This window comes from Neotabrizicola sp. VNH66 (assembly GCF_049445895.1).
Classification (GTDB): Bacteria; Pseudomonadota; Alphaproteobacteria; order Rhodobacterales; family Rhodobacteraceae; genus Pseudogemmobacter.
Window position 1 is genome coordinate 90,268 of record NZ_JBMSDW010000002.1, and the last position, 17,777, is coordinate 108,044.

At 63.9% G+C, this 17,777-nt stretch carries 16 protein-coding genes; 12 read left to right on the forward strand and 4 right to left on the reverse strand.

Going from position 1 to position 17,777, the window contains the following annotated elements; genetic code table 11:
* The first annotated feature begins 6 nt into the window (after positions 1–6).
* The 3 genes from nrdI (at position 7) to nrdF (ending at position 3,597) form a co-directional block, all read left to right on the forward strand.
* The gene (nrdI, locus tag ACO2Q5_RS02960) at positions 7–423 is read left to right on the forward strand and encodes a class Ib ribonucleoside-diphosphate reductase assembly flavoprotein NrdI (protein WP_423288100.1); all 417 of its coding nucleotides are present in this window, start codon (positions 7–9) and stop codon (positions 421–423) included.
* Entirely contained in the window at positions 405–2,546 is a 2,142-nt protein-coding gene (gene nrdE / locus ACO2Q5_RS02965; protein WP_423288101.1) for a class 1b ribonucleoside-diphosphate reductase subunit alpha, read from the forward strand. The genes nrdI and nrdE overlap by 19 nt, the downstream gene beginning before the upstream one ends.
* 76 nt (positions 2,547–2,622) lie before the next feature.
* Entirely contained in the window at positions 2,623–3,597 is a 975-nt protein-coding gene (nrdF, locus tag ACO2Q5_RS02970) for a class 1b ribonucleoside-diphosphate reductase subunit beta (protein WP_423288102.1), read from the forward strand.
* A gap of 9 nt (positions 3,598–3,606) precedes the next feature.
* Here the strand turns inward: nrdF and ACO2Q5_RS02975 are convergent, their stop codons facing one another.
* Both ACO2Q5_RS02975 and ACO2Q5_RS02980 read right to left on the reverse strand, forming a co-directional pair.
* Positions 3,607–4,209, reverse strand: a complete 603-nt coding sequence (locus tag ACO2Q5_RS02975) for a COG3650 family protein (protein ID WP_423288103.1) — start codon at positions 4,207–4,209, stop codon at positions 3,607–3,609.
* Positions 4,206–5,030: an ABC transporter permease gene (locus ACO2Q5_RS02980; RefSeq protein ID WP_423288104.1), complete on the reverse strand. Its 825-nt coding sequence runs from the start codon at positions 5,028–5,030 to the stop codon at positions 4,206–4,208. The genes ACO2Q5_RS02975 and ACO2Q5_RS02980 overlap by 4 nt, the downstream gene beginning before the upstream one ends.
* A gap of 155 nt (positions 5,031–5,185) precedes the next feature.
* On the opposite strand from ACO2Q5_RS02980, the gene cysQ reads away from it, so the two are divergent.
* From cysQ to ACO2Q5_RS03010, 6 genes are all read left to right on the forward strand, one after another.
* Positions 5,186–5,977, forward strand: a complete 792-nt coding sequence (cysQ, locus tag ACO2Q5_RS02985) for a 3'(2'),5'-bisphosphate nucleotidase CysQ (RefSeq protein ID WP_423288105.1) — start codon at positions 5,186–5,188, stop codon at positions 5,975–5,977.
* 171 nt (positions 5,978–6,148) lie between these two features.
* Entirely contained in the window at positions 6,149–7,045 is an 897-nt protein-coding gene (galU, locus tag ACO2Q5_RS02990; protein ID WP_423288106.1) for a UTP--glucose-1-phosphate uridylyltransferase GalU, read from the forward strand.
* A 4-nt stretch (positions 7,046–7,049) separates the two neighbouring features.
* Positions 7,050–8,132: a glycosyltransferase family 2 protein gene (locus ACO2Q5_RS02995; RefSeq protein WP_423288107.1), complete on the forward strand. Its 1,083-nt coding sequence runs from the start codon at positions 7,050–7,052 to the stop codon at positions 8,130–8,132.
* Between the two features lie 214 nt (positions 8,133–8,346).
* On the forward strand, positions 8,347–9,348 hold the full coding sequence (locus ACO2Q5_RS03000; RefSeq protein WP_423288108.1) for a glycosyltransferase family 2 protein: 1,002 nt from the start codon (positions 8,347–8,349) through the stop codon (positions 9,346–9,348).
* Positions 9,345–11,042, forward strand: coding sequence for a beta-1,6-N-acetylglucosaminyltransferase (locus tag ACO2Q5_RS03005; RefSeq protein WP_423288109.1), 1,698 nt, complete (start codon positions 9,345–9,347; stop codon positions 11,040–11,042). Before ACO2Q5_RS03000 ends, ACO2Q5_RS03005 begins: the two co-directional genes overlap by 4 nt.
* Positions 11,043–11,049: 7 nt before the next feature.
* A complete protein-coding gene (locus ACO2Q5_RS03010) occupies positions 11,050–12,459 on the forward strand; it encodes a nodulation protein NodH (protein ID WP_423288110.1) in 1,410 nt (469 codons plus the stop codon).
* 9 nt (positions 12,460–12,468) lie between these two features.
* On the opposite strand, the gene ACO2Q5_RS03015 is transcribed toward ACO2Q5_RS03010, so the two are convergent.
* The gene (locus ACO2Q5_RS03015; RefSeq protein ID WP_423288111.1) at positions 12,469–12,939 is read right to left on the reverse strand and encodes an Lrp/AsnC family transcriptional regulator; all 471 of its coding nucleotides are present in this window, start codon (positions 12,937–12,939) and stop codon (positions 12,469–12,471) included.
* Positions 12,940–13,110: 171 nt separating this feature from the next.
* Here ACO2Q5_RS03015 and ACO2Q5_RS03020 point away from each other — a divergent pair, with 171 nt between their 5' ends.
* Positions 13,111–15,426: a transketolase gene (locus tag ACO2Q5_RS03020; protein WP_423288455.1), complete on the forward strand. Its 2,316-nt coding sequence runs from the start codon at positions 13,111–13,113 to the stop codon at positions 15,424–15,426.
* 73 nt (positions 15,427–15,499) lie between these two features.
* Here the strand turns inward: ACO2Q5_RS03020 and ACO2Q5_RS03025 are convergent, their stop codons facing one another.
* A complete protein-coding gene (locus tag ACO2Q5_RS03025; protein ID WP_423288112.1) occupies positions 15,500–16,264 on the reverse strand; it encodes an IclR family transcriptional regulator domain-containing protein in 765 nt (254 codons plus the stop codon).
* A 108-nt stretch (positions 16,265–16,372) separates the two neighbouring features.
* Between ACO2Q5_RS03025 and ACO2Q5_RS03030 the strand changes: the two genes are divergently transcribed.
* Together ACO2Q5_RS03030 and ACO2Q5_RS03035 are read left to right on the forward strand one after the other, a co-directional pair.
* Positions 16,373–17,107 carry a 3-oxoacid CoA-transferase subunit A gene (locus ACO2Q5_RS03030; RefSeq protein WP_423288113.1) on the forward strand — a complete coding sequence of 245 codons (735 nt, stop codon included), beginning with the start codon at positions 16,373–16,375 and terminating at the stop codon, positions 17,105–17,107.
* A complete protein-coding gene (locus ACO2Q5_RS03035; RefSeq protein WP_423288114.1) occupies positions 17,107–17,775 on the forward strand; it encodes a 3-oxoacid CoA-transferase subunit B in 669 nt (222 codons plus the stop codon). Before ACO2Q5_RS03030 ends, ACO2Q5_RS03035 begins: the two co-directional genes overlap by 1 nt.
* The last annotated feature ends 2 nt before the right edge of the window (positions 17,776–17,777 follow it).

Below are 17,777 nucleotides of genomic sequence, written 5' to 3' on the forward strand. Positions count from 1 at the left end.
CGCGCCGTGGGGGGGCTGATCTATTTTTCATCGGCCTCCGGCAATACGGCGCGTTTCGTGGCCCGTCTGGGCCTGCCCGCGCAGCGAATCCCGGTCCATCCGGATGATCCGCTGCCCGAACCTTCCGGACCCTACGTTCTGATCAGCCCGACCTATGCCGACGGCATGGGCCGCGGTGCCGTTGCAAAGCCGGTCATACGGTTTCTGAACGACCCCGCGCGTCGGGCGCTGATCCGCGGCGTCATCGCCGGCGGGAACCGAAATTTCGGCGCGACCTATGCTTGCGCCGGGGCCGTCATATCGGCCAAGTGCAACGTTCCGGTGCTCTACCGATTCGAGCTGGCCGGAACTGAAACCGATGTCGCCCGGGTGCAGTCCGGGCTTGCCAAATTCTGGGGGATGGAATGCTCGACCACGGTGTGAAGGCGGGTGGGACCAAGGAAACACTCGACTATCACGCGCTGAACGCGATGCTGAACCTGTACGACAATCAGGGCAACATCCGGTTCGACGCCGACCGCATGGCCGCGCGCCAGTATTTCCTGCAGCACGTCAACCAGAACACGGTTTTCTTCCACAATCTGGATGAGAAACTGCGTTATCTGGTGGATGAGGGCTATTACGAGCCCGAGGTGCTGGACCAGTATTCCAAGAATTTCCAGCGCCGCATCTGGGATGAGGCCTATGCCCGCAAGTTCCGCTTCCCCGCCTTTCTGGGCGCATTCAAATATTACACCAGCTACACGCTGAAGACCCGCGACGGGCAGCGCTATCTGGAACGCTACGAAGACCGCGTGGTGATGGTCGCCCTGACGCTGGCCCGCGGCGATGAAGTGCTGGCCATGGCGCTGATGGAAGAGATCATCGCAGGGCGCTTCCAGCCCGCCACCCCCACCTTCCTGAACGCCGGGAAGAAATCGCGGGGCGAGTTGATTTCCTGCTTCCTGCTGCGGCTGGAAGACAACATGGAGAGCATCGGCCGCTCCATCAACTCGGCCCTGCAGCTGTCCAAGCGCGGCGGCGGCGTGGCGCTGATGCTGACCAACCTGCGCGAGGCTGGTGCGCCTATCAAGGGGATCGAGAACCAGTCGTCGGGCGTGATCCCGGTGATGAAACTGCTGGAAGACTCGTTCTCCTACGCCAACCAGCTGGGTGCCCGGCAGGGCGCGGGCGCGGTCTATCTGAACGCGCACCACCCGGACATCCTGCGCTTCCTTGACACCAAGCGCGAGAATGCGGACGAGAAGATCCGCATCAAGACGCTGTCGCTTGGCGTGGTGATCCCCGACATCACCTTTGAACTGGCCAAGAAGAACGAGGATATGTACCTCTTCTCGCCCCATGACGTGGCCAAGGTCTATGGCGTGCCCTTCTCGGAAATCTCGGTCACCGAGAAATATGCCGAGATGGTGGACGACAAGCGCATCAAGAAGCGCAAGATCAACGCGCGGGAATTCTTCCAGACCATTGCCGAGATCCAGTTCGAATCCGGCTACCCCTATGTCATGTTCGAAGACACGGTGAACAAGGCGAACCCGATCCACGGGCGCATCACCATGTCGAACCTTTGCAGCGAAATCCTGCAGGTGAACGAGGCAAGCGAGTTCAACGAGGACCTGTCCTATTCCCATCTGGGCACGGACATCTCCTGCAACCTTGGGTCGCTGAACATCGCCGCCACCATGGACGGGCCGGATTTCGGCGCCACGGTGGAAACCTCGGTCCGGGCGCTGACCGCTGTCAGCGAGATGTCGGCCATCGACGCCGTCCCGTCGATCCGCCGCGGCAATGACGAGGCGCATGCCGTGGGTCTGGGGCAGATGAACCTGCACGGCTTCCTTGCCCGCGAACGCATCCACTATGGCAGCGCCGAGGGGGTGGAGTTCACCTCCGTCTATTTCGCGGCCATCGCCTATCATGCCATCCGCACCTCCTGCCTTCTGGCCAAGGAACGGGGCGCGACCTTCAAGGATTTCGACAAGTCGAAATATGCCGACGGGTCGTTCTTCGAGAAATACACCAGCCGCGACTGGCTGCCCACGCTGCCCGATGTGGCGCGCGTCTTCGACGGCATCACCCTGCCCACCCGCGACGACTGGGCTGCGCTGCGTGAAGACGTGATGAAATACGGCATGTTCAACCGCAACCTGCAGGCGGTGCCGCCGACGGGCTCGATCAGCTATATCAACAACTCGACCTCCTCGATCCACCCGATCGTGGCGAAGATCGAGATCCGCAAGGAAGGCAAGATCGGCCGCGTTTATTACCCGGCCGCCTTCATGTCGAACGACAACCTTGAATATTACAAGGACGCCTATGAGATCGGGCCGGAAAAGATCATCGACACCTATGCCGCAGCGACCGAGCATGTGGATCAGGGCCTGTCGCTGACGCTGTTCTTCCCGGCCGAGGCCACGACCCGCGACATCAACAAGGCGCAGATCTATGCCTGGCGGAAGGGGATCAAGACGATCTACTACATCCGCCTGCGCCAGACCGCGCTGGAAGGCACCGAAGTGCAGGGCTGCGTCTCCTGCACGTTGTGAGGCTGGCAGGCGCCGGGGGGCCAGCCCCCCGGACCCCCCGGGATATTTTTAGACAGAAAATGAGGGAGCCTTCGCCGTGAAGGATCATGTGGCCAGCCGCACCGTGCTGAAGGCGATCAACTGGAACCGGATGCAGGACGACAAGGACCTTGAGGTCTGGAACCGGCTGACGGTGAATTTCTGGCTGCCGGAAAAGGTGCCGCTGTCGAATGACGTGCAAAGCTGGTCCACCCTGCGCCCCGAGGAGCGGGAGCTGACGATCCGCGTCTTCACCGGGCTCACGCTTCTGGACACGCTGCAAAGCTCGCTCGGCGCCGTGTCGCTGATGCCCGATGCGGTGACGCCGCATGAAGAGGCCTGCCTGACCAACATCGCCTTCATGGAATCGGTGCACGCGCGCAGCTATTCCTCGATCTTCTCGACGCTGTGTTCCACCAAGGAGGTGGACGAGGCTTTCCGCTGGAGCGAGGAGAATCCGCATCTTCAGGCCAAGGCCCGGATCGTGCTGGAGAAATACCGCGCGGGCGAGGATCCGCTGAAGCGCAAGATCGCGTCAGTGTTCCTTGAGTCGTTCCTGTTCTACTCCGGCTTCTATCTGCCGATGTATTGGTCCAGCCGCGCCAAGCTGACCAACACCGCCGATCTGATCCGCCTGATCATCCGCGATGAGGCGGTGCATGGCTATTACATCGGTTACAAGTTCCAGCGCGCGCAGGAGACCCTGCCCGAAGACCGGCGGCAGGAGCTGAAGGATTTCGCCTTTGCCCTGATGTTCGACCTTTACGACATCGAGCAGAAATATACCGCGGAACTCTATGACGGCATCGGCCTGACCGAAGACGTGAAGGCCTTCCTGCATTACAACGCCAACAAGGCGCTGCAGAACCTGGGCTATGAGGCTTTGTTCCCGCCGACTGCCTGTGAAGTGAACCCGGCCATTCTGGCCGCGCTGTCGCCTGACAGCGAGAACCACGACTTTTTCTCCGGCTCTGGCTCCTCCTATGTCATCGGCAAGGCGGTGGCGACCGAGGATGAAGACTGGAATTTCTGATCCGCGGCGCTACCGCGCATCCAGAGTGCAGCAGCCGGACAGCAGCAGATTGCCGTCCGGCTGTTCGATGAACAGCTTTGCCAGAAAGCCGAATTCGCGGTCGGACATGCCGTCGCTGCACCATTCGCGGGTGACCGTCAGGCTGTAGATTCGCGTCGTGCCTTCCTTGGCACGGACCAGATAGCCCTGACTTGCCACATGCTCTTCGGTCAGGGTCAGGTCGGTGCGGGGCGTATCGGGCGTGCTCCACTCCATACCGCCACGGGCGGGCAAGGTCAGCGACCAGAAGGGTTCTGTCCCCACGCAACGGAAAGGCCGCGGGATCAGCGAAGGGTCATCGGGCGGGGTGGCCCGCAGAAAGCGCATGGCCACCCAGCCTGCCCCTTCGGCCAGGGAAACCAGGCCCCATTTTCCGTCCTCGGACAGGCGCAGCACCTCGACATTGATGTCAAAGGGGCCAAGCGCACCCAGAACCGGCGCCGAGGCCGAGGGTTCGGCCCGGATGTTCAGCACATCATCCGCGGCCACGCCCTGCACCTGATAGGCGGCGGGAAACGGCTCTGCCTGCGCGGCAGAACACATCAGGAATACTGCAAATGCGGCGCGGATCACCGGCGTTTCCCCCAGCTGGCCGAGGCATATTTGCGGGTGAAGAACTGCCCCATCAGCCCGATCATGATGCAGACCAGCGCGCAATAGACCGGATAGTCGATCGAGGTGAAGCGCGGGTGATAGTTCAGGAAAATCTCTCCCCGGCCCTGGTCGATGGTGTGGAACAGCGGGTTCCAGTCGAACATGTTGCGCAGATAGACCGGCGCGGTGTTCGCCACGAACATCTTGCCCGAGGCGATCATATTGGCGCGCTGCCAGATGGTGGACAGGATCGTCACCACATCCGGATTCCACGGCTTGGCCGCGTAGAAGATCAGCCCGATCCCCGCGCCTGAGAACCACGACAGCAGATAGATACCCAGCGTGCCGATCGGGTCATGAATGCTGATCGGCGTCCAGAGCGTGTGATAGAACAGCAGGATGACGCAGGCCGCCAGCGTCTGCTGGTAAAGCGAGGCCAGCGCGGCAGAGGTCACCGCAACGATGGGATTCATCGGCGCATGCATCATCATCGCCGAGGCCGGGGCATCCGCCGCCGCCACCGCCGCCAGCGCCTTGGTATGGGTCAGGAACATGAAGACGCCCGACATCACATACAGGATGAAATCGCCGCGGATCGCGTAGCGGCGCATGCCGAGAATGTCGAACATGACCACGAAGACCACCAGAACGATGGCGGCCTGAATGACGCTCATCACAAGACCGACCACGGCATTGCCATGGGTCTTGCGCAAGGCCCGCACCGTGGCATGGAAAATCAGCTCCAGAAGCTCGAACCCCGAGCGGAGCCGCGACGGTCGGGTCGCCTGCGGTCGGAACATGCCTTGCCCCTTGCCTGATGCTGTCTGCCTGTGCGTCTGCCGATGCCGTTTGCCGAATATCGGCGGGAAACCTTGCCGTTCCCTTTCCGGCAAAGGATAAGGGCATGGGCGCTGCGTGGCAACCGCCCTGTCTGGTTCCGATGCAGGAGTATCTTATGGATTTCACCCGTCTTGTCTCCGTCATGCGCCGACTTGCCCTTCAGGCGGGGGACAAGATCATGGAAATCTATGAAAGTCCCGATTTCGCGGTGCGCTCCAAAGGCGACCAGAGCCCGGTGACCGAGGCGGACGAGGCGGCGGATGCGCTGATCTCGGCCGGGCTGCGGGCGGAATTTCCCGATCTGGTGCTGATCACCGAAGAACAGGCGGCCAGCCACACGCTGATGGCCCAGACCTTCCTGATCGTCGATCCGCTGGACGGCACCAAGGAATTCGTCCAGCGCCGCGGCGATTTCACCGTGAACATCGCCTATGTGCAGGACGGCGTGCCGCTGCGCGGGGTGGTCTATGCCCCGGCGCAGGGACGGCTGTTCTACACCACGGACGAAGGCGCCGCGGTGGAGGAGACGGGCGCCTTTGACAAGGACACTCCCGGTCCGCTGACCCCGCTGGCGGTGGCCATCCCGGACAATACCGCGCTGATGGTCGTGGCGTCGAAGTCCCACCGCGATCAGGCGACCGACGATTACATCGGCCGCTATGCGGTGAAGGATGCGCGCAGCGCGGGCTCCAGCCTGAAGTTCTGCCTTGTCGCCACGGGCGAGGCCGATTTCTACCCGCGCCTTGGCCGGACCATGGAATGGGACACTGCCGCGGGCGATGCCGTGCTGCGCGGCGCGGGCGGGCATGTCGTGCGGCTCGACGATCATCAGCCGCTGGCTTATGGCAAGCCGGGCTGGGACAACCCCTTCTTTCTGGCCTATGCCGCCGGGGTTGTGCTAAAATAAGGCATGTCGCCTCTGCCATGCAGCGGCGAACCGTGCCATCGCAGCAATTTCTGAGTGCATTTTCGCCGACTGGTCCGGCTCTGCCGGAATGATGACAAAATCGTCTGGCATGCAATCGTTCAGCCGCTATCCTGCGCCGCATCAGGCCCCAACGCCAATCGAGATTGAGATATGAAAACCAAGAAAGTTACCAAGGCTGTTTTTCCCGTTGCAGGACTGGGAACCCGCTTTCTGCCGGCCACCAAGTCGATCCCGAAAGAGATCATGACGCTGGTGGACCGGCCGCTGATCCAATATGCGATTGACGAAGCGCGGGCCGCCGGGATCAAGGAATTCATCTTTGTCACCAGCCGTGGCAAATCCGCGCTGGAAGATTATTTCGACAACGCGCCCGAGCTGGAAAGCGAGCTGCGCAAGAAGGGCAAGACTGACCTGCTGGATGTCCTGAAGGATACCAACATGGAATCGGGCGCCATTGCCTATATGCGGCAGACGCGCCCGCTGGGTCTTGGCCATGCGGTCTGGTGTGCCCGCCGCCTGATCGGGGATGAGCCGTTTGCCGTTCTGCTGCCCGATGACGTGATTGCCGCAGACAAGGCCTGCCTGCAGCAGATGGTCGAAGCCTATGAGCAGACCGGCGGCTGCATGGTCGCCGCGATGGAGGTTCCGCCCGCCAAGGCCAGCTCTTACGGGGTGCTGGATATCGAAGAGGACATGGGCTCCATCGTCAAGGCGAAGGGCATGGTCGAAAAGCCCAAGGCCGAAGAGGCGCCGTCGAACCTGGCCGTGATCGGACGCTATATCCTGACCCCCAAGGTCCTGACCAACCTGAACCGCATGAAGCAGGGTGCCGGCGGGGAAATCCAGCTGACCGATGCCATTGCCGAGGAAGTCGGCGGTGAGGGTGGCGTCTTCGGCTACCGTTTCCGCGGGATGCGCTACGATTGCGGCTCGAAAGCGGGTTTCCTGCAGGCCACCGTGGCCTTCGGCCTGTCGCGCCCGGATCTGAACGAGGAATTCTCAGTCTATCTGAACGAGATCGTCGCCCAGCAGAAGGCGGCCCAATAAGATCATGGATGACCAGAGGCCGCAGGCCGCCGCCGTCTGGTCCATTGCCGAACTGCCGCCCGCGCGCCTGTCGCTGCGCGGGCTTTGGCAGGCCTATAGGCTCAGGGCGGAACGGCGCAAGCTGATCGCCCGCGCCATCCGCAAACGGCGGGAACTGCGCGCCGTCGCCGACCGCAGCCATGCCATCCGCAAGGGCCAGATCCTTTGCGCCATGACCGTCCGGAACGAGGCGGTGCGGCTGCCCTATTTCCTGGACCATCACCGCAGGCTGGGCGTCGACCACTTTCTGATCGTGGACAATGCCAGCACCGACGGCACCGCGGATTACCTGCGCGACCAGCGCGATGTTTCGCTCTGGTCCACCGCAGCCAGTTACAAGAAATCGCGCTTTGGGCTGGATTGGGTGAATTGGCTGCTGCTGCGGCACGGCCACGGCCATTGGGTGCTGGTTCTGGATGCGGATGAGCTGCTGGTCTATCCGCATTGGGAAACCCGCCCCCTGCCCGCGCTGACCCACTGGCTGGACAGTCAGGGGGCCGAGGCGTTCCCGGCGATGATGCTGGACCTTTATCCCGAAGGCCCGCTGTCAGCACAGGAATACCGCGCGGGGGACGATCCGCTGCGGATCCTGCGCTGGTTCGACAGCGGGAATTACATCCTGCAGGTGCAGCCCCGGATGCGGAACCTGTGGATTCAGGGCGGCGTCCGGGCACGGGCCTTCTTCGCCGATGACCCCCGCCGCGGCCCTACGCTGAACAAGACACCGCTGGTGAAATGGCACTGGCGCCATGCCTGGCTGAATTCGACCCATACCGCGCTGCCGCCGCGTCTGAATGCGGTTTTCGATGAAACCGGGGGGGAGCGGACCTCGGGCGTGCTGCTGCACACCAAATTCCTGCACACGATCGTCGAGAAATCGGCTGAAGAGAAAGAACGGCGCGAACATTTCGCCGATCCGTCGCGCTTTGGCGGCTATTATGACGCGCTGATCGCCGATCCGGTGCTGCACTGCCCCACCTCGCGCCGTTACACAGGCTGGCGCCAGCTGGAGGCGCTTGGCCTGATGTCGCGCGGCGGGTGGGTCTGAAAGGACTCATCCCGGCGAAAAAAGATGTGGAATTGTTTACATATCTGCGCCTGCCGCGTAGATTTTTCCACGGAATGCCGGACCGGGAAACAATGACGCAGCCTTGGCCAAAAGGGACGCAGGGCGACAGGAAGCGGGAAACGCTTCGTCAACCGTTTTCCGGCAAGGCTCTGCAGGGCCAGTCCGTTGATATGGGGTGCCGCGTTTGGGCGTGATGGAGTCATACCGGCTGCGTTGGCGCAGAAAGCGGCTGCTGGCCCGTTCCCTGCTGCGGCGGAGAGAGCTGCGCCCGGTGTCGGTCCGCGCGGACAGCCTGCGGGGCGACCCGATGCTGCTGTTTGCGACCCTGCGCAACGAAAAGGTGCGGCTGCCCTACTTCCTGCAGTATTACCGCGATCTGGGGGTCAACCACTTCCTGATCGTCGACAATGACAGCGATGACGGCAGCCGGGAATATCTGGCCCGCCAGCCCGATGTCAGCCTGTGGACCACCCCTGCCAGCTACAAGCGCAGCCGGTTCGGGGTGGACTGGATGATGGCGCTTCTGCGCCGTTATGGCCATGGCCGCTGGTGCCTGACGGTGGATGTGGACGAATTCCTGATCTACCCGTTTTGCGAGACGCGGCCCCTGCGCGCGCTGACGGACTGGCTGGATGCAGGCGGGATCCGGGCCTTTTCGGCCATGCTTCTGGACATGTATCCCAAAGGCCCGCTGCAGGATCAGCCCTATCACGAGGGGCAAAATCCGTTCGAGATCGCGCAGTGGTTCGACAGCGGCAATTACACGATCAGCCGCAACTGGGCCTATGGCAACCTGTGGATTCAGGGCGGCCCGCGGACGCGCACTTTCTTTGCCGGAAATCCCCGTTCCGCACCTGCCCTGAACAAGGTGCCGCTGGTGAAATGGGACCGCAGCTATGCCTATGTCAGCTCCACCCATATGCTGTTGCCGCGCGGGCTGAACCTTGTCTTCGATGAATGGGGCGGGGAAAAAGCCTCCGGCTGTCTCTTGCATGCCAAGTTTCTGGACACCTTCGCCGTCAAGGCGCGGGAGGAGATGGCCCGGGGCGAACATTACGCCCAAAGCCGCGAATACCGCGCCTACCAGGAGGGTCTGAAAGATCAGCCGGATTTCTGGTGCAAGTGGAGCGAGAAATACATCAACTGGCGCCAGCTGGAAATTCTGGGGCTGATGTCCAAGGGGAATTGGGCGTGACGCTTGGCTTTGTCATGCTGTGCCATACCGCGCTGGACCGGGCGGCCCAGACCGCCCGCTATTGGGCCACGCGCGACTGCCCCGTCGTCATCCATGTCGACAAGCGCACCGCCGATGCAGGTGTGGAAAAGCTGAAGGCCGATCTGGCCGATCTGCCGAACATCCGCTTTTCGCCGCGCCATGCCTGCGAATGGGGGACCTGGGGCATCGTCGCCGCCACGCAGGCCGCCGCCGCCATCATGCTGGCCGATTTCCCGCAGGTGCGGCATGTCTACCTCGCCTCCGGTTCCTGCCTGCCCCTGCGCCCGGTCGAGGAGTTGCGGGACTATCTGGACGCCCGCCCCCGCACCGATTTCATCGAAAGCGTGACCACCGCGGATGTGGGCTGGACGGTGGGCGGGCTGAATGCCGAACGCTTCACCCTGCGGTTCCCGTTCAGCTGGCGCAAGAACCGCTGGCTGTTCGACACCTATGTCGAGGTGCAGCGCAGGTTCCGCGTGCGCCGGGCCTTGCCCGACGGGCTGGTCCCGCATCTGGGCAGCCAATGGTGGTGCCTGACACGGCAGACCCTGTCCGCCATTCTGGACGGCCCGCAGCGCGGCGAATTCGACCGCTATTTCCGAAAGGTCTGGATCCCGGATGAAAGCTACTTCCAGTCGCTGGTGCGGATGGTTTCCTCCAATGTGGAAAGCCGGTCGCTGACGCTGTCGAAGTTCGACTATCAGGGCAAGCCGCATATCTTCTACGACGATCACCTGCAGCTGCTGCGCCGGTCGGACTGCTTTGTCGCGCGCAAGATCTGGCCACGGGCCGAAAAGCTGTATGAGGCGTTCCTGTCGCCCGATGCCGCCAGCCAGCCCCGGGCAGAGCCGAACCCCGGCAAGATCGACCGTCTCTTCGCCAAGGCGGTGGAGCGGCGCACCTCGGGCCGAGCGGGGCTTTACATGCAGTCGCGCTTTCCAAACCGGGAATGGGAAAACGGCCGCACCGCCGCGCCCTATTCCGTGTTCGAGGGTTTTGCCGAGCTGTTCGAGGGCTTTGACACCTGGCTCAGCAAGGTCGCAGGCACCCGTGTCCACGGCCATCTTTTCGCGCCGGAACGGGTGGAATTTTCGGGCGGGGCACAGGTCTACAACGGTGCCCTGTCCGACAGCGCCAGATTGCGCGACTACAATCCGCGGTCCTTCCTGACCAGCCTGATCTGGAACACCCGCGGGGAACGCCAGTGCTTCCAGTTCGGCCCCGACGACAACCAGAAGATCGCCGCCTTCATCGCGGGCGATCCGAATGCTCAGATCTCGGTGATCACCGGGGCCTTTGCGGTGCCGCTGTTCCAGTCCAACCGCAATTTCGGCGACATCCGGGCCGAAGCCGCGCGACTGCAACGGATCGAGACCGAGCTTGTCACCGTGTTGCGCGCGCCATGGGTCAAGGCGCGGGTCCGCATCTGGTCCTTGGCGGAATTCGTGGAATCCCCGATGGAGCCGTTGCAGACCATCGTGGATGAGATCAGCCCCCGGTCGCTGCGCCGCCTGACCGAGGTGCCGCGGCTGGCCGATCTGACCGGCTTTGGCCAGTTCCTGCAGAACCTGCGCAATCAGGGCATGCAGCCCGTGCTGATGGGCGATTTCCCGGTGGGCGGCGACCTGCCCAATGCCAGCGGCCGCCGCGCCCGTCCCTATCTGGTGAAGTAACCTCCGCATGAGCCCGGCCCCGCGCTTTACCTCTTTCGTCCTGTTTGCCGAGATGCGGACGGGGTCCAACTTCCTTGAGGCGAACCTGAACGCCCTGCCCGGCGTGTCCTGTCTGGGAGAGGTGTTCAACCCGCATTTCATCGGCAAGAAGGACCAGACCGAGATGTTCGGCGTGGACCTTGCGCTGCGCGAACAGGACCCCGGCATCCTTCTGCGCCGGCTGCGCCAGCAGACCGAGGGGCTGGCCGGTTTCCGTTATTTCCATGACCACGACCCGCGCATCCTGACCGAGGTGCTGGATGATCCGCTCTGCGCCAAGATCATCCTGACGCGCAACCCGATCGACAGCTATGTCAGCTGGAAGATCGCGCAGGCGACGGGACAGTGGAAGCTGACCAATGCCAAGAACCTGAAGACCGCACAGGTCCGCTTCGACCCCGAAGAGTTCGAGCGGCATATGGAGGCCTTGCAGGCCTTTCAGATCCGCCTGTTGCACGGTTTGCAGGCCAGCGGACAGACGGCGTTCTACCTTGATTATGAGGATATTCAGGATGTTGCTGTCCTGAACGGTCTGGCCCGTTTTCTGGGGGTAGAGGCGCAGTTGTCCGCCCCGGATGAGACGCTGAAGAAGCAGAACCCCGAAGGCGTGACCGAAAAGGTCATCAACCCCGCCCAGATGGAAACCGCGCTGGCGCGGCTGGACCGTTTCAACCTGTCGCGCACGCCGAATTTCGAACCGCGCCGCCCGCCGGCCATTCCCTCTTTCGTGGCGGCCAGCGGGGCCGGGCTGCTTTACATGCCGGTCCGTTCGGGACCGGAGGGCGTGGTCCTGGACTGGCTGCAGCAGATCGGTGGCGGGCTGACCCGCGACTTCGTGCAGAAAAGCCTGCGCCAGTGGAAGCGGGCGAACCCCGGCCACCGCAGCTTTACCGTGGTGCGCCACCCTTTGCTGCGCGCACACGCCGCCTTTCATCAGATGATCGTATCGGGCCGTCTGGCCGACCACCGCCAGACCCTGATCCGCGCCCACAAGGCCGACCTGCCGCCGCCCGGCAAGCCCTTCCTTGACGCCGCGCAGGAGCGGGAGGCGTTTCTGGTTTTCCTGCGTTATGCGAAACTGTCGGTCTCAGGCCAGACCGGCCAGAAGGTCGACCCGCATTGGGCCAGCCAAAGCGCCGTCCTGCAGGGCTTTGCGAATTTTCAGGGGCCCGATCTGGTGATCCGCGAAGAGCGCCTGGCCGAAGGTCTGAACTGGCTGACGGCCGAACTGGGGCTGACCCCGGTGGCCATCGCCCCGGATACCGCCGCCCCCGCTGCGCTGGATGCCATCTGGTCGGCTGAGGTCGAGGCCGCCGCGCAGGACACCTATACCCGCGATTACATGGGCTTCGGCTTCGGGCCATGGCGCCGCGACTGACGCGCCCGCTCAGGGTTGGCGGCTGACCCCCGCCTTCACCCGCCGCAACGGGATGGAACTTTCGATGCTGGCCACTGCGGGCAACCGGGTCAGACGCCCGGTCAGAAAGGCCTCGAACCCGGCAAGACCATCCGTCACCACCCGCAGCAGATAGTCGCGATTTCCGGTCATCAGCCAGCAATCCACCACTTCGGGGAAATCGCGCACCGCGGCTTCGAAATCCGCAAGCGCACGATCCACCTGCCGGTCCAGCTTGACCGAGACGAAGACCGATACCGGATAGCCAAGCGCTGCCTCGTCGATCATGGCGGCATAGCCGGTGATGATGCCCGCCGCCTCCAGCGCCTTCATCCGGCGGGCGACAGGTGTGGGCGACAGGCCGACCCGCTCGCTCAGCTCTTGCACCGGAATACGGCCCTCTTCCCGCAGAATGCGAAGGATTCTGACATCGAATTCATCCAGATTGGCGGATTCCGGCATGATAAGACCCAAAGACAGATTTTTCCGGCGCAGACCCTGCCGATCTGCCCACAGATCGCCGGGACTCACCAGCGGATTCGGCACTACACTCCGCGCGAGAAGAGGAGACATGCCGTGAGCCAGCCGCATCTGAAGACCATTGAAAGCCGCCTGTTGTGGCTGTCGCACTGGATGATCCACAATGCCAATCACCTGCGCGAGAAGTCGGACGGCATCAAGATCGGCGGCCATCAGGCGTCTTCCGCCTCAATGGTGTCGATCATGACGGCGCTGTATTTCTCGGCCCTGCGGCCCGAGGACCGGGTGGCGGTCAAGCCGCATGCCGGGCCGGTGTTCCATGCGATGCAATATCTCATGGGCAATCTGGACGTCGAGAAGATGAAGAACTTCCGCGGCTATGGCGGGGTGCAAAGCTACCCCAGCCGGACCAAGGACGTGGATGACGTGGATTTCTCCACCGGCTCGGTGGGGCTGGGCGTGGCCATCACCTCTTTCGCCTCGATGGTGCAGGATTACATCGCCGACAAAAGCTGGGGCCGCGACATCACCCGCGGCCGGATGATCGCCCTGATGGGTGATGCCGAGATGGACGAGGGCAATATCCACGAATGCCTTCAGGAAGGCTGGAAGCACGATCTGCGCAATGTGTGGTGGATCATCGACTACAACCGCCAGTCGCTGGACGGCGTGGTGCATGAAGGCCTGTGGTCGCGGATCGAGCGGCTGTTCGAAGCCTTCGGCTGGGATGTGGTGAAGGTGAAATACGGCGTGCTGCAACGCGCCGCTTTTGATGAACCGGGCGGCGCGAAACTGCGCCAGTGGATCGACGATTGCCCGAACCAGCTTTATTCCGCGCTGACCTTCACCGGCGGCAAGGAATGGCGCAAGCGCCTGCTGGACGATCTGGGCGATCAGGGCGATGTGACCGCGCTGATCGAACGGCGCAGCGATGCCGAACTGGCCGCACTGATGGAGAACCTTGGCGGCAATTGCGTGGAAACCATGGCCGAGACCTTTGCCGGGATCGACCACAGCCGCCCGGTCTGCTTCCTGGCCTATACGGTCAAGGGCTGGGGTACGCCGATTGCCGGGCACAAGGACAACCACGGCGGGCTGATGACCAAGGCGCAGATGGCCGGATGGCAGGCACATATGGGCGTGCCGGAGGGGCAGGAATGGGAGCCTTTGGCCGGGGTGGCCGACACTGACGGGCTGCGCGCCTTTCTGCGCACCGTGCCGTTCTTTGCCGCAGGTCCCCGGCGGATGCAGGACGACCGGCTGTCCGTCCCCGCCCTGCCGGTGAATGCGGAACGCGAAACCTCAACCCAGGCCACCTTCGGCCGGATCCTGGACGACCTGGCCCGGGGCGAGACCGAACTGGCCCGCCGCATCGTAACCATGTCGCCCGATGTTACCGGCACCACCGGCCTTGGCGCCTGGGTGAACCGCCGCAAGCTCTGGGCGCGGAAGGCGCGGGCCGATCTGTTCCGGGCGCAGAACATCCCGTCCACCGCGAAATGGGATTTCACGCCGGAAGGCCAGCACATCGAACTGGGCATCGCCGAGATGAACCTTTTCCTGCAACTGGGCGCGGCGGGGCTGGCACATTCTTTGTTCGGTAAGCGGCTGCTGCCGGTCGGCACGGTCTATGACCCCTTCGTGTGCCGCGGCCTCGATGCGCTGAACTACGCCTGTTATCAGGATGCGCGGTTCATGATCGTGGGCACGCCCTCGGGTGTGACGCTGGCACCGGAAGGCGGGGCGCACCAGTCGATCTCGACCCCGCTGATCGGCATGGCGCAAGACGGGCTGGCCAGTTTCGAACCGGCCTTTGCCGAAGAACTGTCGATCATCATGGAATGGGCCTTCGACTATATGCAGCGCGATGGCGAGGCGGAGGTGGACCCCCGCACATGGCTGCGCGATGCCAAGGGCGGGTCGGTCTATCTGCGGCTGACCACGCGGCCCATCGAGCAGGCGGCCCTGCCGCGGGACGGGCTGGCGCAGGGGGTGATCGACGGCGCCTATTGGCTGCGTCCGCCGGGGCCGAACACCGAGGTGGTGATCGCCTATCAGGGCGCCGTCGCGCCCGAGGCGATTGCCGCCGCCGGGCTGATCGGTCAGGCCCGGCGCGAGGTGGCGGTGCTGGCCGTCACCTCGGCCGACCGGCTGCATGCGGGCTGGACCGCGGCGCAGCACGGCCGTCGTCTGGGCCGGGCCGAGGCCCTGTCGCAGGTGGAACGCCTGCTGCTGCCCCTGCCGCGGCATTGCCATCTTGTGACGGTGATCGACGGCTATCCCGCCACCCTGTCCTGGCTGGGCGCGGTCGCGGGGCACCGGACCATCGCGCTTGGGGTGGAACATTTCGGCCAGACCGGGACCATCGGCGATCTCTACCGCCATTTCGGCATCGACAGCGCCGGGATCGTGCGGGCGGTGTCGAACATGACCTCGGGCGCGCGGCTGGTGACGGGTTACGGCGCCTGAAGCGGTTTCGTCCGGGCGGGTTCGCCCGCTCGGACCGAAAGGCCAAAGCCAGCGGCTTGATTGCCTTCGGCTTTTAGCGCAGCAGGGGCTTCAGCCGGGCCTGCACCTCACGCAGGGCGGGTAGATAGCGGGTGGTGATCTCTTCGGCCGGCTCGGTCGCGGGCAGGGCGAAGTTCAGTCCGGCCACCGTCCTGCCGCGCGCGTTCAGGACCGGCATGGCGATGGAGCGCAGGCCCTCCTCCACCTCCTGATCGTTCAGGGCATAGCCCTGCATCCGCACCTGCGCCAGCGCCGCCATCACCGCCTCCGGATCGGTCAGGGTGTGGGCAGTGCGGGCGGGCAGCGGGCCGGGGCCCAGCAACGCGCGCGCCTCCCCCTCGGGCAGAGCCGCCAGCATCACCCGGCCCATGCTGGTGCAATAGGCGGGCAGGCGGCTGCCCGGCATCAGCGCAATCGACATCACCCGCTTCTGCGCGGCGCGGGCGATATAGACGATCTCATCCCCGTCCAGAATGGAGACGGACGAGGATTTGCCCACGGCTTCGGACACCTCGTCCAGAAACGGCTGCACGATCTGCGGCAGCGGCATCGTGGCCAGACAGGCGGTGCCCAGACGCAGCACCCGCGGCGTCAGGGTAAAAAACTTGCCGTCCCAATCAGCATAGCCCTGCTGCGCCAGCGTCAGCAGGCAGCGCCGCGCGGTGGCCCGGTCAAGGCCCGAGGCGGCAGAGACCTCGGCAATCGACTGGCGCGGCCGGTCGGCGGTGAAGGTCTCGATCACGGCCAGCCCCTTGGCCAGCCCGCCCATGATGTCGCGGTCCGAAATCGTGGCAGTCATCGGTGGGCCTCATGTGCGATATGTCAACAAATGCAGCATATCGCACAAACCGGATGGACGGCAAGCCGCCCGCGGGCCTATGCCAAGGTCAGCCCAGAGGAGGTTTCCATGGACAAGACCCTGCCCGACCTTGCCACAGCCGTGGCCGGGATCGACGATGGCATGACGGTGATGATCGGCGGCTTTGGCGGCGCCGGTTCGCCGATCGAACTGATCCACGCCCTGATCGACCGCTTTCGCGCGACCGGCCATCCCAAAGACCTGACCGTCGTGAACAACAACGCCGGGAACGGCCATGTCGGCCTTGCCGCGCTGATCGAGGCCGGGATGGTGCGAAAGCTGATCTGCTCCTTCCCGCGCTCGGCCGATCCGGTGGTGTTCACCGAGGCTTATCTCGCCGGCAAGATCGAGCTGGAACTGGTGCCGCAAGGCACCTTGGCCGAACGCATCCGTGCGGGCGGGGCGGGCATCCCGGCCTTCTACACGCCCACCAGTTTCGGCACCGATCTGGCGAAGGGCAAGCCGGTCGAGGAATTCGAGGGCCGCTCTTACGTGCGCGAACGCTGGCTGAAGGCCGATGTCGCGCTGGTGAAGGCGGAACTGGCCGACACCCATGGCAACCTGACCTACCGCGCCGCCGCGCGGAACTTCGGCCCGCTGATGTGCATGGCCGCGGCGCAGACCGTCGTGCAGGCCCGCCGGGTGGTGGCGCCCGGCACCATCGACCCCGAGCAGGTGATCACCCCCGGCATCTTCGTGCAGAAGGTGGTCGAGGTTGCAAACCCGGTGCAGGAAGAAGACCTGAACCGCGCCCAAGCCGCCTATCCGCTGGAGGCCCGCTGATGGAAAAGCTGTCGAACAACCAGATCGCATGGCGCGCGGCGCAGGACATTGCCGATGGCGCCTATGTCAACCTTGGCATCGGCTTCCCCGAAAAGGTGGCGCAGTTCCAGCCCCCCGGGCGCGAAGCGATCTTTCACACCGAAAACGGCATCCTTGATTTCGGCGAAAGCCCGGTCAAGGGGGCCGAGGATTGGGACGTGATCAATGCGGGCAAGAAGGCGGTGACGCTGAAGCCCGGATCAGCCTTCTTCCACCATGCCGACAGCTTTGCCATGGTGCGGGGCGGCCATCTGGATGTGGCCATTCTGGGCGCCTATGAGGTGGCCGAGAACGGCGATCTGGCGAACTGGTCCACCGGGCCGAAAGGCGTGCCTGCCGTGGGCGGTGCGATGGATCTGGTCCATGGCGCAAAGCGTGTGGCGGTCATCACCGACCACGTGACCAAGGACGGCAAGCCGAAGCTTCTGAAACGCTGCACCCTGCCGCTGACCGGGGTGGGCTGCGTCACCCGCGTCTATACCTCGCTGGCGGTGATCGACATCGAAGGCGGTCGCTTCGTCCTGCGCGAAAAGCTGCCCTCGCTGTCGGTGGCCGATCTGCAGGCCGTGACCGGCGCCGAACTTCTGATCCCCGGCCCGGTGGCCGACCTGATCTGCCCGGAGGTATGACC